The sequence below is a fragment of the Maribacter spongiicola genome (assembly GCF_004364165.1).
GTDB lineage: Bacteria > Bacteroidota > Bacteroidia > Flavobacteriales > Flavobacteriaceae > Maribacter > Maribacter spongiicola.
In genome coordinates this window covers 1555444-1570324 of sequence record NZ_SOAY01000010.1, presented here as the reverse complement: position 1 = coordinate 1570324, position 14881 = coordinate 1555444, and the positions used below count along the sequence as shown (strand labels likewise).

8 protein-coding genes are annotated in these 14881 nt (G+C 35.5%); all 8 read left to right on the top strand.

The features are described from left to right. Positions 1 to 13 precede the first annotated feature (13 nt). The 8 genes from CLV90_RS07055 to CLV90_RS07020 all read left to right on the top strand — a co-directional run bounded on the left by CLV90_RS07055 (position 14) and on the right by CLV90_RS07020 (position 14838). On the top strand, positions 14 to 1447 hold the full coding sequence (locus tag CLV90_RS07055) for a sulfatase (protein ID WP_133686761.1): 1434 nt from the start codon (positions 14 to 16) through the stop codon (positions 1445 to 1447). A 6-nt stretch (positions 1448 to 1453) separates the two neighbouring features. After that, positions 1454 to 2896, top strand: coding sequence for a sulfatase family protein (locus CLV90_RS07050; protein WP_133686760.1), 1443 nt, complete (start codon positions 1454 to 1456; stop codon positions 2894 to 2896). 212 nt (positions 2897 to 3108) lie between these two features. Then, positions 3109 to 5943: a DUF1549 domain-containing protein gene (locus CLV90_RS07045; protein WP_133686759.1), complete on the top strand. Its 2835-nt coding sequence runs from the start codon at positions 3109 to 3111 to the stop codon at positions 5941 to 5943. 21 nt (positions 5944 to 5964) lie between these two features. After that, the gene (locus CLV90_RS07040) at positions 5965 to 7449 is read left to right on the top strand and encodes a DUF1501 domain-containing protein (RefSeq protein WP_133686758.1); all 1485 of its coding nucleotides are present in this window, start codon (positions 5965 to 5967) and stop codon (positions 7447 to 7449) included. Between the two features lie 5 nt (positions 7450 to 7454). Continuing rightward, a complete protein-coding gene (locus CLV90_RS07035) occupies positions 7455 to 8555 on the top strand; it encodes a 6-bladed beta-propeller (protein WP_133686757.1) in 1101 nt (366 codons plus the stop codon). 347 nt (positions 8556 to 8902) lie between these two features. Continuing rightward, positions 8903 to 11758, top strand: a complete 2856-nt coding sequence (locus tag CLV90_RS07030) for an alpha-L-rhamnosidase (protein WP_133686756.1) — start codon at positions 8903 to 8905, stop codon at positions 11756 to 11758. After that, positions 11755 to 12525: a hypothetical protein gene (locus CLV90_RS07025; RefSeq protein ID WP_133686755.1), complete on the top strand. Its 771-nt coding sequence runs from the start codon at positions 11755 to 11757 to the stop codon at positions 12523 to 12525. The genes CLV90_RS07030 and CLV90_RS07025 overlap by 4 nt, the downstream gene beginning before the upstream one ends. Positions 12526 to 12648: 123 nt before the next feature. Then, a complete protein-coding gene (locus tag CLV90_RS07020; protein ID WP_243835291.1) occupies positions 12649 to 14838 on the top strand; it encodes a glycoside hydrolase family 3 N-terminal domain-containing protein in 2190 nt (729 codons plus the stop codon). Positions 14839 to 14881 lie beyond the last annotated feature (43 nt).

Here is a 14881-nt window from a genome sequence, read left to right as displayed (position 1 = left end):
TAAAAAAATTAACATGAATAGATTTTTATATATCATATTATTTTTGGCAACCTTATTATTTTCATGTAAAAGTGAAAATAATAAACCTATTGTAACCCAAGATAAAAAACCGAAAAACATATTGTTCATTGCAGTTGATGATCTGCGCCCAGAATTAAATTTTTATGGTGCCAAACACATAATTTCACCAAACTTGAACAAATTGGCCAGTGAAAGTTTAGTCTTTAACCGAGCATATTGTAATATACCGGTATGCGGTGCATCAAGAGCAAGCATACTTACTGGTATGAGACCTACAAGAAATCGTTTCATTGATTATAGCACTAGAGCAGATGTGGACGTACCCTTTGCTACTTCATTACCTAAGTTTCTTAAACAAAATGGTTATACAACACGATCTAACGGTAAAATTTATCATCAAATAGATGATGATAGTTTAGCTTGGGATGCCATTTGGTTTCCTGACGGTAATATTCGTAATTATCAACTTAAAAAAAATATTGAAGAAAACGGAAATGCCAATCTAGCTGTTGCAGGAGCTACCGCATTTGAAATGGCAGAAGTTAATGACACCGCTTATTTTGATGGTAAAATTGCCCAAAAAGGTATTGCTGAGCTAAAATTGCTGAAAAACGAGAAAAAACCTTTTTTCTTGGCTCTAGGTTTTATGAAGCCACACCTACCGTTTACTGCACCAAAAAAATATTGGGACCTTTATGATAGAAACGAAATAGAATTACCTCAAAGTTATGTACAACCAGAAACTACACCTAGTGAAGCCTTTCATAATTTTGGAGAATTGCGCAACTATGGCAACATTCCTAAAAGTGGGGAAATCCCTGATGATTTAGCAAAAGAACTCATACATGGTTATTATGCTTGCGTAAGTTATGTTGATGCGCAAATTGGTTTGGTATTAGACGAGTTAAAACGCTTAGATTTAGAAGATGATACAATAGTTGTTCTTTGGGGAGATCATGGTTGGAATTTAGGAGATCATAAATTATGGTGTAAACATGTCACATTTGAAACGGCCTTAAGAACACCCTTACTACTAAAAGTTCCAGGAAAAACCAGTGGACAAACAACAGATGCTATAACAGAATATATAGATATTTACCCAAGTATTGCAGAACTTGTTGATATTGAAAATGTTCCAAAAACCGTACAAGGCAAAAGTTTTGTCCCTCTTTTAAAAGGTGAAAAATCTAGTAAAGATTGGGCAGTAAGTAAATTCAAAGATGCCGTTACATATATCAAAGGTGATCTATTTTATACTGAATGGATCAAAGATGATGGTACTGCCTACGCAAGAATGTTATTTGACCATTCAACAGATTCTTTAGAACTTGATAATTTGGCAGAGAAACCTGAATATCATCAAAAAGTTAATTTACTTTCTAAAGAATTAAGACAAAATTGGGGCAAAGATTTTTTAAACAAATAAAATTTCATGATGATCTGTATTAAATATCCGAAAAAAATAAAAACAGTATTCTTTACCATTTTTATTTCACTAATTGCCTCATGTCAAGATAAAAACAAGTCGGTTGAAAATGGGCAACCCAACATAATTTACATTTATGTTGATCAAATGAGTGCAAACATGATGAGTTGCGCCGGCAACACATATTTAAATACGCCAGCTATAGATTATATAGCCAATAACGGTATTAGGTTTACAAAAGCATATACGACCAACCCGGTTTGCTCTCCGGCAAGGGTAAGCTTAATGACAGGTAGATTTCCAAGTTATTTTAAAGATAATCAGGGAAATGAAGTTAGGGAGAACAGAGCTTCTATGAAAATACCTGAGGTATCGTCAGAAGTAAAAAATACGACCATTGCATCTTTTCTTAAAAAGGCGAATTATGAATTGTATTTTGGAGGCAAGGAGCATTTGCCCGAATCTTTAACACCTAATACACTAGGTTTTAACAAATTCTCTGACAATGAAAGGGGCCAAATGGTAAATAAAGCGGTAGAAATTATTAATGAGGAGCATAAAAAACCTTATTTTATGGTGGTATCATTAATAAACCCACATGATATATGCTACATGGCCTTAAGAGAAAAGGCAACAAGTGCAAATGATGCCTTATTACTTAAACGCGCAGAAGTTGAAATAGCTACCTTGAATAATGCCATGAAAATACCGGAGGGCATCAGTGAAACTGAATTTTACACAGATTACTGCCCGCCTTTACCCCCCAACTTTGAACCTCAAAAGGATGAGCCAAGGGCCATCAAAAAATTAATTAATGACAGACCCTTCAGAAAGAATGCCAGAGAGAATTTTACAGAAAATGATTGGAAACACCATAGGTATGCATATCATAGGCTAACCGAAGTATTAGATAAAGAAGTTCAATTATTATTAAATGCCATAAAAGCAAGCGGACAAGAAGAAAATACCTTAATAATATTTTCAAGCGACCATGGCGAAATGAGTGCAAGTCACCGTATGGAGCATAAATCTACCCTTTATGAAGAATCAGCTAATATTCCCTTATTGGCAATGTGGAAAAACCATATTCCAAAAGGTCTAATTAATGATCAAAATTTGATTTCAAACGGTTTAGATATACTACCTACCGTTTGCGATTATGCAAATATTACTGGTATTTCAGACGTAAGAGGTAAAAGCCTAAGACCACTGTTAGAAGGTAAAAATGTTAAATGGCGAGAAACCCTGGGTGTTGAAAGTGAAATAGGCAAAATGGTTATTGATACTAATGGGATAAAATACATTCGCTATGATGCAGATGGCATTGAAGAGCAATTATTAAATTTAGAACTAGACCCATTTGAGACTACTCACTTTACCAATGACCCCAACTTTAAACAAGATTTGGATAGAATGCGTACCATTTATGAGAAAGAGTGGTTTGATTAATTAGTATATATTCTACATGTTATATATCTTTCATAATACTACTGACGAGTAGAACTAAATGAATATAAAATTTGAGGCAATTTCAAAAAAATACCCAATAAAATAACCATTTAACATTAATAACAACAAACCAATACAGATACTACAGGATAGTGCCATAAAAAAATATTGATAAGTTTAGTTTTTATCAAACCGAGACAAAGACTTATCATATGGAAACTTCAAATTGGATACTTCAACTTTTGGGCAGGCTACACCCTTTGCTGGTACATTTTCCTATAGGATTATTGGTTGTTTCTTTTGTTTTAGAACTACTTACCCTTAAAGGAAAAAGAAATTCTCTTAGAGAAGGTATTAAGTTCATGGTATATATTGGTGCTTTTTTTGCTATACTCTCTGCTATAGTAGGATGGTTATTAAAAACACAAGAAGATTATGCCGGTAATTTAGTAGTTAACCATCAAAATACTGGTATAGCTACCGCTGTACTCGCTCTAGCAACGGCAATAATTTTAAATTACAGTTTACGTGAATCAAAAAAACTAACCCTTTATAGATCCATCTTTACCATAACAATTGTTTTACTTAGCGTAGCAGGTCATTTAGGCGCAAACCTTACACATGGAGAAGATTATTTAACAGCTGTATTACCAAGTAATAATACAAAATATGACAACGAAAATACAGTTGCATTATTACAGGACTTAAAATCTGCCGATTCGCTTTCTATCTTACAAAAAGATAAATTAAATCTTGAGGTAAGGGGTATTTTTGCCCATAAGTGTTACCAGTGTCATGGAGAGAACAAAAAGAAAGGTGAATTAGTTCTTGAAAATAAAGCCGGTGTCTTTAAAGGTGGTGAAACTGGGTTGGCAGTTGTGCCCGGTAATGCAAAAGAAAGTGAAATCTATAAACGAATTATTCTTCCGGCCGGTCATAAAGATGTTATGCCAACTAAAGGCAAACTACTTACTGCAGATGAAATAGAACTTATTAGACTTTGGATCGATGAAGGTGCACATTGGTCTGATCAAGCCCTTAAAGTATTTCCTGAAGCTGAACTTGCGCTTATTAAACCAGATTTACCCACTGCAACAAATGTAAACCACCCGGTAGACAAATTGGTTGACTCATATTTTGCAAAAGAAAATATAGAATGGTCAACGTCGGTAAACGACAGGTTTTTTATAAAACGTGCATATCTAGATATTATAGGGCTATTACCAGAACCAGCGGCTATAAATACCTTTATTGAAGATACTGACCCGAAAAAAAGAGAACTTTTAATAGATGAATTATTAAGTGATTCTGATAACTATACACAGCATTGGTTAAGCTTTTGGAATGATCTATTACGAAATGATTACAGTGGTACAGGTTTTATAACAAGAGGACGTTCACAAATTACAGGTTGGTTGTATGATGCTTTACAGAAGAACAAACCATATGATGTAATGGTAAGTGAGCTGATGAATCCGAATAAAGATTCTGAAGGTTTTATAAAAGGTATAGAATGGCGAGGTCTAGTTAATGCTAGCCAAACCACAGAAATGCAGGCAGCACAAAATATTGGTCAATCTCTATTGGGCACTAACGTAAAATGCGCTTCATGCCACAATAGTTTTGTAAGTAACTTGACCTTAGATCAGGTATATGGCTTTGCTTCTATTTTCGCAAAAGAACCTCTAGAATTAAATAGATGTGATATACCAATAGGCAAAATAGCTAAAGTAAATTTTCTATATCCTGAGCTAGGAAATGTCGACGGAGAAACTATAGATGATAGATTGCTAAAATTATCTGAGGTAATGATAAGCCGAGATAACGGTAGGTTGTACAGAACCATAACCAACCGTATTTGGGACAGGTTAATGGGTAGAGGTATCATTGAACCCGTTGATGAAATGGACAATGCACCATGGGATGGAGAGTTGCTAGATTGGCTATCGGCAGATTTTATTGATTCAGGTGCAGATTTAAAGCATCTCATCAAACAAATAATGACTTCTAAAGCATACCAATTACCTACTGTAAATTATATTAGTGCTGCAAGTGTAAAAAACGAATATGTTTTTAAAGGACCTCTATTAAGACGAATTAGTGCAGAGCAATTTTCAGATGCTATTAGTCAGGTAATAACACCCATATATACTGCAGTAGAATTTAACCCTAACGAAGAGAAAATGCCAGCACTACGAGTTTGGCATCATGAAAAAGACTTAACAAATACCGTACTTCCACTACCAGGCGCACGATATTTTAGAAAGAATTTCAAACTTGATCATAAACAGATTACCAATGCCTCAGCATTAATCTCTGTTGACGACGTTTATGAGCTTTTTATAAATGGCAAAAAAATAGGACAAGGAAGTGAATGGACAGAAGTAGGTAAATTCGATATAACAACTCATTTAAAAGCGGGTAAAAATACAATTGCCATAAAAGGTATTAATGAAGGTAAAATAGATAATCCGGCAAGTCTATTGTTTGCAATGAAAATTAATTTTAAAGATGGTAAATCAGTTAAGTTATTTTCAGATAAAACTTGGGTAAGCACAAATGTTGGACCTTCAACAAACTGGTCGAGCGTAGATTTTAATGATAGTAAATGGCTAGAAGTTCATAACTACGGGACTGATAATTGGGGAAAACTAATGGATTTTACATTTAATGACTATCAAAAAAGTTTTGCAAGAGCGAGCCTTGTCAAACAACATCCTTTCATGAAAGCTTTAGGTAGACCAAGTCGAGAAATTGTAATTTCAAAAAGAGAAGAACAAGCGACATTATTGCAAGCTCTAGAGCTCACAAATGGTGCCTTTTTCAATAAAAAACTAGAACAAGGATCAAAAAAATGGTTGAAAGAATATAATCACAACAGTACTTTAATTGTTGATAATGTTTACCAAAAATTACTAGGAAGGTTACCATCAAGCGATGAGAAAAATATTTTACTCAATGCCTTAGGAAGTGAACCAAGTACAGAAAATCTACAAGATATATTTTGGTCGGTTCTAACGTCTCCAGAATTTCAATTCATTAATTAATTGCATATAAACTTTATTAAAATGAAGAATAGCTTTGAAACGCAAAATTCTCGAAGAGAGTTTATAAAAAAAATGTCTGCCGCAAGTCTTGCGGCATCAGCGACGACCATACCTATCGCAAGTTTTTTAAGTTCTTGCTCACCAGATGTTCAAAAAATAGCGGCAACAGCAGATAGTGTTATTTTACTATGGATGGCCGGTGGCATGGCACATACCGAAACATTTGACCCAAAAGCTTACGCACCTTTTGAGAAAGGTTTGAATATTAATAAAGTGCTAAGCACTTTTCCTAAACACCCGACTGCAGTAGATGGTTTAGAATTTTCTGAAGGCTTACAGTCCATCGGTAATGTAATGGATAAAGGTGCTATTATTAAATCGTACAAAGCTGCAGATCTAGGTCATATTTTACACACCAGACATCAGTTTCATTGGCATACCTGTTATGAGCCACCACAGTCTGTACAAGCTCCACATATTGGTGCATGGATCGCAAAAGAACTTGGACCGATCAACCCTGTAATTCCTCCATTTATTTCTATAGGGCAACGTTTTACCATGGGCGAAGCAGAAGAACTGAAAGCTTTTCATACGGCAGGATTTCTAGGCAATGAATATGGTCCGTTTTTAATTCCTGACCCTTCAGAAGGTTTAGATAGTGTACGACCGCCACAAGGTATGTCACTTAAACGCTTTGAGGCACGATATAAGTTATACAAAGAGCTTGCGAACAAAAGTAACGTTATGGAGCAGGCAAGCGATTATCAACGCGAGTCTTTAATGAGGTCGATGGAACAATCGTACATGTTGTTGAATTCACCAGAAGCTAAAGTATTTGATCTATCTCAAGAACCAAAAGAAGTGTACGACACTTACAACACCGGTCGCTTTGGTTTAGGGTGCCTATTAGCAAAACGTTTAGCTATGAATGGTGGTAGGTTTATTAGTGTATCTACCGAATACGAACCTTTTATAGGCTGGGACACCCATGCAAATGGTCATACCCGTGCAAAACAAATGAAAGCTCTAATTGATAAACCTGTAGCTCAATTAATTAAAGATTTAGAGGAATCTGGTCATTTAGATAAAACCCTGATTATTTTGGCAAGCGAATTTAGTAGAGATGCTCTTATGGAAGGTAGACCGGGCGAAGAAGTTAAAGATCAGGCAAGAAATCAACCAGATGTAATTCAAGAAGTTAAACATTATGGCATGCACCGTCATTTTACTGATGGAGGTTCCATATTAATGTGGGGAGGTGGTATTGAAAAAGGTCTAGTCTATGGAAAAACAGCAGATGAAAGACCATGTGTTTCTATTGAAAAACCTGTTGTTATAGATCAGGTACATCAATCGATCTATCATGCTTTAGGCATAGATTCTCAAACACATTACGAGATTGAAAGTAGACCATTTTACACTACACCAGACGGTAAAGGAGAACCTATTTTAGATTTATTCGGCAAAACGTTTAGCTCAAAAGAACAAGGTACTAAAAATGCATAATTATCATGGCGAAGTTAGAAATTAATAGAAGATATTTTTTAAATAAGTCTGCGAAAGCTGGTCTAGGCTTAGTGATAGTTCCGCATTTTAATATCATAAAATCGAAACCTAAATTATACCAAACTGTTATTGGCCATGGTGATTTTAAGTACCGTGTACATAAAGATTGGGGAGTTTTGGACAGAAGCCGTACGCCTATAAAAAACTGTCATGAAATGGTTATGGATTCTCGAGGCCGACTCATAATGGTCGGTGACGATACCCATAATAATATTTTAATTTATGATAAATCTGGCAAACTTTTAGATTCTTGGGGTATTCGCTATAACGGCGGTCATGGTTTAACTTTATGGAATGATGGCTCGGAAGACTTCTTGTTTATATGTGATACTAACGGAGAAAGCCTTATCAAAACCACTACAAACGGTAGAGAATTAATGATAATTGAGCATCCGTCTAAGTATGGTGCCTATAATGAGAATGATGCATTTAAACCAACAGAGAGCGCCATTGCCCCAAACGGAGACATCTATATTGCGGATGGTTATGGATCGAACTACATTTTACAATTTACTAAAGACGGCGAATTTATACGTAAAATTGGGGAAGGCCGAGGTATCGGTCAACATCAATTTCAAACAGCACATGGCATTTGCATAGATTACAGAGAAAAAGGACAACCTACCCTACTGATAACTTCTAGAGCAACCAATTGTTTTAAGCGTTTTACCCTCGATGGTATTTTTATCGAACAAATAGATGTACCCGGTGCATTTGTTTGTCGCCCTGTAATTCATAATAGCAATTTATATTCGGGTGTATGTTGGTCTTCTGAAACCGATTTTGAAGAAGGTGATATGAATACACACCCAACACGAACAAGTCCAAAATCTGGTTTTGTTACCATTTTAGATAAAAACGGCAAAGTAGTTTCAAACCCAGGCGGTGTTGAACCTCATTATAAAAATGGACAATTACAAAGAATGGTTCAAAAGGATGAAATTTTCAAACATTGCCATGATGTATGTGTTGACAATGATGAAAATTTATATGTATGCCAATGGAATGCAAATAATACTTATCCTATGAAATTAGAAAGAGTTTAACTTTTGCTTCCTTCAAAAAAATAGTACCTCAAATTATATAATAATCTAATTTGAGGTTTTGACAGCTATAAGTCATTTCATCTAAAACTATATAATGACAACTCTTTACTACTGAGCAAGAACATGTTAAAATTGTCTTCGAATTTTAATAGTACATTAAAAATCTACAAACCAATTAAATACGCTTACTTGCCCTATAGTACAGGATACTAAAACAGGGGTTTTAAATTATTTTAGATCAATACTAAGTGATTCACGTTTAATAATTATAGATCGACTAAGTAGCCACATTTTCGTGGTTACAATCTGCATCTTTTAAAATATCACTTATACTCTATAATAATATTATGATAAAAATTTACAAACAAAATTTTCTGAAACCCATAATAACTATTGCCATTACAGTACTTTACTGTTCTTGCAGTGAGCCAAAAAGCAATGATTCTTTAATTTTCACAAAACTAACTTGTAACTATAAAGAAAACCCTACCGCTATTGAGGATCAACATCCGTTGTTTTCTTGGCAGTTAGATTCAGAGGAATTTAATAAATCTCAATCTGCATTTCATATACTGGTCGCATCTTCAAAAGAAAAGTTGAATGAGGAAGATGCAGATAAATGGAATTCGGGAAAAATATTAAAATCTACATCTTCATTTGTAAAATATAATGGAGAGCCTTTAGAAGCCTTACATACCTATTATTGGAAAGTTCTTATTTGGGACGAAGATGAAAACCTATCAAAATGGTCTTCTATTCAACAATTTAATATGGGGCTTATAGACATTAAAAACTGGGGTTCTTCTGCGTGGATAACATTAAACGAAGACAAAAGAACATCCCCACACCAGTACCGAGAGTATAAAACCGGTAAAATGAGTAAACCTACTGCCGTAAAAGGTTTCGCTGCCAGTTATTTTAGAAATGAAATTGATGTTACTAAAGAAATAGAAAGTGCCAAAGCGTATATCTGTGGTTTAGGTTATTATGAGCTATACTTAAATGGAAATAAAGTTGGAGACCATGTCTTAGACCCCGCACCATCAAATTATGACAAGCAAGCATATTATGTAGACTACGACCTTACAGATATTCTAGAACCAGGTACCAACGCCTTAGGTATTATTTTAGGAAACGGATTTTATGGTCAAAATATCTCATGGAAAAATGACCCTGAATCTGAAAAAGATTTATCCTATGGTCCACCTGCCGTCAAGCTTTTAATAAAAGTAACATATACAGATGGTCAAGAAGCTGAATTTTATACAGATGAAACATGGAAAGAATCTACAGGACCAATTGTATTCAACAACATTTACGGCGGCGATACTTATGATGCACGACACGAAATAAATGGTTGGAACACTGTAGGATTTAATGATAAAGATTGGAGCAACCCGAAAATAGCCACACCCGAATTAAAAACAATTAGTGCGCAGCAAATACCTGCAATTAAAAAACTGAAAGAATTAGAACCAAAAGAGGTTTTTAAAGGAGCCGATGGTGAATGGATCGTTGATTTTGGTCAAAATATAGCAGGCTGGGTTAAACTTAATGTACAAGAAAAAGAAGGGCAGTTAATTGAAGTAACTACTACAGAAGCACTTTTAACCGATGGCTCAGATATTTTTCAAGGCGCTACAGGTGGCGGAGCAAATGGTATGCCACAGATTTATGAATATATCTGTAAAAGTAGTGAACCGGAATCTTGGGAGCCAAAATTCAGCTATCACGGTTTTAGATATGCGAAGGTAAAGGGGGTATCTTCAAAACCAAATGCAGATATGATAAAAGCTGTACTAGTAGCTACCGACATAAATGAAACAGGTAGTTTCACTAGTTCAGATGAATTATTCAATAAGATGCATAGCATTAGCAAGTGGACAATAGTTGATAATTTACATGGTATTCCTGAAGATTGTCCACACCGAGAAAAATGTGGTTGGTTAGGCGATTCTCATGCTTTTGCAGAATATGCACTCTATAATTATGACATGCATGATTTTTATAATAAATACATGGAAGATATACGCACCCAAATGCGACCAACAAAAGGACATAATAATCCAGATATTAAATTTCAAGTACCCACCATGATTGCTCCTGGCAAACGAACATCCACTTACGCCAAAATAGACTGGGGCGTTGCCACCATGTACTTACCATGGTACAGTTATAGATATTATGGAGATGAAACCATAGTTAAGGAATACTACGAGGAGATGAAAGAGTTAACCAACTTCTATCTATCATTTAAAGATGAAAACGGAATCATGCAAGACGGTATGGGCGATTGGTGTCCGCCGTTGTGGGACAGAAGGTTAAATCCGAGCGCCATGGAAACCGACCCCATCATTTCTGCTAACGCCTATTTTTATGATGTATTGGGAATTATGGAAACTTTTGCTAAAATGAACGACGATGTAGCTTTTGCAGCACAGATGAAAGAAGAAAAAGAGGCCTTAAAAAATGCGTTCAACAAGGCATATCTTAAAAATATTCCAAACACTGAGCATAAGTGGTATCAAAGTCAGACCGCAACCGTACAAGCTTTGCAGTTTGGTATGGTACCAGAAAACGATATAGAAAAAGTAGTGAACGGTCTAGCACATAATATAACCGAAGTTAAGGGTGGGCATCACGCCACAGGTATTCATGGTAACAGATATATCTATACTGTTTTGAACAAGTACGGTAAAGAGGATTTAGCTTATGAAATTCTAACGACACCTGAGTTTCCTAGTCAAACATACGTCATGAATTCAGGATTTACAACATGGCCCGAACGACAATTTGAATGGGAGAAAATGGAAGGCCCTACAAATTCATTAAATCACCCTATGCATAGTGGTTTCGCAGCATATTTCTACGAATCTTTAGGAGGTATAAAATCATCTAAGGACAAACCAGGCTATAAAGAATTCATTGTAGACCCAAAATTCCCAAAAACAGTAACCCATACAGCAGTTTCTGTGCCAACACCATATGGAAATATCGATTCTAAATGGTCTTTAGAAGATGGAACTTTTATAATGCAATTGAACGTACCGTTCAATACAACCGCACTATTACCATTAAACGAAAATCAAAGAAATAGTTTAAGTATTAATGGTACCGATTGGAAAAAATTTCACCAAGAAACTACAACCGAAAATCAAGTAAGATTAGGGTCGGGTGATTACCAAATAAGCTACAAAAGATGAAAATTTACTTTTTTAGAATAGGCTTACTAACCTGCCTTTTGACTTTAAATTTCTCGTGTATTTCTGATCTCAATACAGAAGAGCCTATAGTGGAGATGACGGGAGATTCTAATACCACAGAAGAAGAAATAATGGACGACCCTAAAACACCGAACAGTGATCTTGATGTTATTAGCTATTTGGAAACTGATGGTATCATAAGTGTCGAATTCGAAACTGTAGAAGGAGATTTAGAATGGGAACGTGGAGATACAATTAATGATTTTGAAGGTACAGGTTACCTACGTTGGAATAAAGAAGACAATTTTAATACACCAGGCGTAGGTACTTTAGTTTATAAATTAAATATCACTATCCCAGGTACCTATCAGTTTTTTTGGCGTTCAAGAATATCTGAAGGTGATAGTCAATCTGAGGGAAATGATTCTTGGTTGCGCTTTTCAGATGCCACTGATTTCTTTGGTCGGCGAGATGGCAGCACTGTTTATCCGAAAGGGCTTGGAAAAACTCCGGTTCCTGAGGGCAGTAGCACAGACGGTTGGTTTAAAATTTATATGAACCGTGTAGGTGAATGGTTTTGGCGTTCGAATACTAGCGATAACGATCCACATAATATTTTCGTAAAATTTGATGAGCCGGGCATTTATACCATGGAAGTTTCCGGTCGTTCTAAATTTCATGCTTTAGACCGTTTTGTTTTGTTCATAGAAGGAAAAACATTGACAGAAGCACAAAATGCAGAAAGAAGTACCATTGTAAGACCTTAAAATTAAATAGCACCTTAAAATATTTTAGTTAATAGAAATCCAACACTAATGAAACCAATGAAATATTACATCTTATTTTTCCTTTTCCTAATAACGTTCGGCGTATCGGCTCAAAAAAATAAAATGCCTTACAAAGATGCATCTCTTTCTATAGAAGAACGGGTAAATGATCTTTTACCCAGATTGTCGTTAGAAGAGAAAGTGGCACAAATGCGAATTTTTCATGCCAATATCGGTGTAAAATCTGATGAAAAGGGAAACATGGAACTATCGGATAGGGTAATTGAAAAATTAAAACTAGGTATTGCAGGAATCAAAAATCCTGGTGAGCACATATCTCCACTAGCAGCTGCGAAACTTAACAATGAACTTCAAAAGTATATAATTGAAAATAATCGTTGGGGCATCCCTGCAATGTTCGTTACAGAATCATATAATGGGGTAGATGCAGAAGGCTGTACTAAATTTGGTAGACCTATTACTTCAGCGGCATCATTTAACCCAGATTTGGTACGTCGTGTTTGGGACGTTGTTGGAAAAGAGGCAAGACTAAGAGGTATGCATATGTGTCATTCACCCGAGGCGGATTTGGTAAGGGACCCTCGTTTTGGCAGAATGTCTGAGGCCTTTGGAGAAGATACCTACTTGACTACACAAATGGTCGTGAACGCCATTAAAGGTGTACAAGGTAACTATGAAGGGTTGGGTAATGGAACACATATTGGTGCTGTTGCAAAACACTTTGCTGGTTATGGTCAAGTTCTAGGTGGATCTAATTTTGCGGCAATAGAAATATCTCCACGTACATTGATAGATGAAATCTACCCTCCTTTTGAAGCAGCAGTAAAAGAAGCCCGAACATTGGGCATAATGGCATCTCATGGAGATCTAAACGGAATTGCAAGTCACGGCAACCCAGAACTACTTACAGGAATACTTAGAGACCAATGGGGCTTTGATGGTTATGTAGTTTCTGACTCCAATGACATAGCTCGTTTATACTATTTTATGAAAGTAGCTGAGTCTCCAGAAGCAGCAGCCTTACTTGGTTTAACGGCAGGTATAGATATTGATCTTTATGCAGAAGATTCATATGCATATTTACCGGAAATGGTAAAAAAAGACCCTAGTATCGAAAAAATGATCGATCGTTCTGTAAAAAGGGTACTAAGAACTAAAATGATTTTAGGTCTTTTTGACAACCCCTATGTAAATATCAAAAAAGTTGAAAAAGAAGTTCGTTCACAAGCTTCATTATCATTAGCACAAGAAGCAGATTTAGAATCTATAATTCTCTTAAAGAATGAAGCAAATACATTACCACTTCAAAAAGGAACTCAAAAAATAGCCTTACTTGGACCATTATTAAATGAAGGAACCAAAGAAGCTTTTGAGTCGGTTGCAGGCAATAAAGTAACTTTCACTGCAGATAAAGGTTTTGAATTGACCGATCAGAACACAGGTGTACCACAACTTTTAGAAACAAGTGATAGTACTATTGATAAAATGGTAGGTATGGCAAAAGAAGCCGACGTAACTATTCTATTTTTGGGAGGGGACGAATTTACTTCAAAAGAAGCCTTTTTCAACAATGCGTTAGGAGACCGTGCATCAATTGACCCTGTTGGCGCACAAGATGAATTAATTGAAAAAATAAAAGGTTTAGGCAAAACTGTAATTGTTGTTTTAAAGCATAGAAGAACGCTTTCTATAAATACTATAGCCGATAAAGCCGATGCGATTTTAGACGGATGGGATTTGAGTGAGCTTGGGGATTCTTCATTGGCAAGAATAATATTTGGGGAAGTTTCACCTTCAGGAAAATCTCCCGTAACCGTACCACGATCCATTGGTCAAATTCCTTTTCACTATAGTATGAAGGAAATAAATTATAAAAAAGGATATTTATTTCTTGAAGACGGTCCGCTTTATCCATTTGGTCATGGTTTAAGCTATAGCCAGTTTGAGTATGGTGACCTCAAAATCTCTAATGATATGATTACACCCAATACCGAACTTACCGTTAGTACAACCATCACCAACATTGGCAAAATGAAAGCTAAAGAAGTGGTTCAAATGTATATAAAAGATGATATTGGTTCTGTTACCCGCCCAGATAAAGAATTAAAAGGTTTTAAAAAAATAGAACTCTCACCAGGTGAATCAAAGAAAGTAAGTTTTACCATAACTCCAAGAATGTTGGAATTTACCGGTTTAACTATGGATAAGATATTGGAGACAGGTGATTATACTATTATGATCGGTACTTCTTCACAAGATGTAAAAACAACGAAGTTTAGATTAGAAAAATAGGCATGTACAAACGCTGTAAAATAGTTAAATTATTAAAAAGGCA

Bases quoted from the DNA above. Each gene is read 5' to 3' on its own strand.
- CLV90_RS07055 (WP_133686761.1), top strand. From the start codon at position 14: ATGAATAGATTTTTATATATCATATTATTTTTGGCAACCTTATTATTT.
- CLV90_RS07045 (WP_133686759.1), top strand. From the start codon at position 3,109: ATGGAAACTTCAAATTGGATACTTCAACTTTTGGGCAGGCTACACCCT.
- CLV90_RS07025 (WP_133686755.1), top strand. From the start codon at position 11,755: ATGAAAATTTACTTTTTTAGAATAGGCTTACTAACCTGCCTTTTGACT.
- CLV90_RS07030 (WP_133686756.1), top strand. From the start codon at position 8,903: ATGATAAAAATTTACAAACAAAATTTTCTGAAACCCATAATAACTATT.
- CLV90_RS07020 (WP_243835291.1), top strand. From the start codon at position 12,649: ATGCCTTACAAAGATGCATCTCTTTCTATAGAAGAACGGGTAAATGAT.
- CLV90_RS07035 (WP_133686757.1), top strand. From the start codon at position 7,455: ATGGCGAAGTTAGAAATTAATAGAAGATATTTTTTAAATAAGTCTGCG.
- CLV90_RS07050 (WP_133686760.1), top strand. From the start codon at position 1,454: ATGATGATCTGTATTAAATATCCGAAAAAAATAAAAACAGTATTCTTT.
- CLV90_RS07040 (WP_133686758.1), top strand. From the start codon at position 5,965: ATGAAGAATAGCTTTGAAACGCAAAATTCTCGAAGAGAGTTTATAAAA.